Origin of the sequence: Methylobacterium indicum (genome assembly GCF_001043895.1) — a bacterium.
Lineage (GTDB): Bacteria > Pseudomonadota > Alphaproteobacteria > Rhizobiales > Beijerinckiaceae > Methylobacterium > Methylobacterium indicum.
Window position 1 is genome coordinate 1 of sequence record NZ_JTHF01000403.1, and the last position, 606, is coordinate 606.

Consider the following 606-nt stretch of genomic DNA (forward strand, 5'->3'; position numbering starts at 1 on the left):
TCGTCGGGATGCCGAGGCCGCACGTCTGTCGGCCCGTGCGCGCACCCGCGACGGGGCCGCGATCCCGCAGCGGCAGCCGCCCCACGCGAGGCGACGTCGCGGGAATTGGGAGGAATTGGCAATGGGCTTCCAAAACACCGCGGCGCGGCAGGCCCGAAAAGATGCACAAACAGGCAAATCATCACGGATTCCGGCTTTCAACAATCGCATTAATATATTCTTTATGATTGATGACCCAACGTCATAGAATAATGAAAGCGCATGAGCATTCGTTTGGGCATCGCGGGAAGCTCCGGCGATTTTCGGGAGATGATGATGCCAGCGTGGCGATCATCTTCGCAGTCGTCTTGCCTGTCTTGTTGGCCAGCATCGGGGTCGCGGTCGACTACGCGACCTGGCTCGTTCGCAAGCAGCAACTCCAGGCCATCGCCGACTCCACGGCGCTCGCCGTCGTCTCCGACATGCAGGTCAGTGCCTACGACCGGCGCCGGATCCAGGCCGTCGCGGAAGCTCAGGTGAAGAGCCTGGCGGGCACGCGGCTCGGCGGCGACCCGATCGGGGTGGTGGCCGAGCCGGTCACTCGTCGGCCCGGGCCGGCCGGCGGCG

General features: G+C 64.5%; 2 protein-coding genes. Both read left to right on the plus strand.

The features are described from left to right. A partial coding sequence (locus QR78_RS35790) for a hypothetical protein (RefSeq protein WP_208993255.1) occupies window positions 1–247 on the plus strand: 247 nt, incomplete at its 5' end. 76 nt (window positions 248–323) lie between these two features. Continuing rightward, window positions 324–606, plus strand: a 283-nt coding sequence (locus QR78_RS30790; protein WP_048431442.1) for a TadE/TadG family type IV pilus assembly protein, incomplete at its 3' end; no start/stop codon positions are given.